A 538-nucleotide genomic window follows, 5' to 3' on the forward strand; every position below is an offset into this window, starting at 1 on the left:
CACCGCGTGCAGCTCCGGCCGGAGGCCGAGCTGGAGGGCGCGACCGCCGACGGCGTGCTCGACGGCATCCTGGCCTCGGTCCCGGTCCCGCGCTGATGGCTCTGACCGGACGCGCCGGGCTGGTCGCCGCGCTCGGCGTCGTGGTGGTGCTGCTGGCGCCGGAGGCCGGGGCCGCGCTGGCCGGGGTCTGCCTGCTGCTCGCCGCGGCGATCGTCGTCGACCTGGTGTTCGCGGGAGGGGTACGGCCGCTGCGCTTCCACCGGTCGGGCGAGACCCTGATCCGGCTCGGCCAGCGGGCCACGGTCGAGCTCGTCGTGGAGAACCCCGGCTCCAGGCGGGTGCGCGGCGCGCTCAGGGACGCCTGGCCGCCCTCGGCCGGCGCCTCGCCGCGGACCCTGGAGCTGGACGTGCCGGCCGGCGAGCGGCGAAGGCTGACCATGACGCTCACCCCGACCAGGCGTGGAGACCGCGAGTCCGTGGCGGTCACCGTGCGCTCGGTCGGCCCGCTGGGCCTGGCCGCCCGGCAGGGCGGGCACCG

General features: G+C 78.3%; 1 pseudogene. It reads left to right on the top strand.

Annotated features, from left to right (window positions below):
* Positions 1 to 95: 95 nt before the first annotated feature.
* A pseudogene (locus tag DQW85_RS21615) lies at positions 96 to 538 on the top strand (DUF58 domain-containing protein); the annotation flags it as partial.

It is taken from the genome of Nonomuraea lactucae, assembly GCF_003313395.1.
Taxonomy (GTDB): Bacteria; Actinomycetota; Actinomycetes; order Streptosporangiales; family Streptosporangiaceae; genus Nonomuraea; species Nonomuraea lactucae.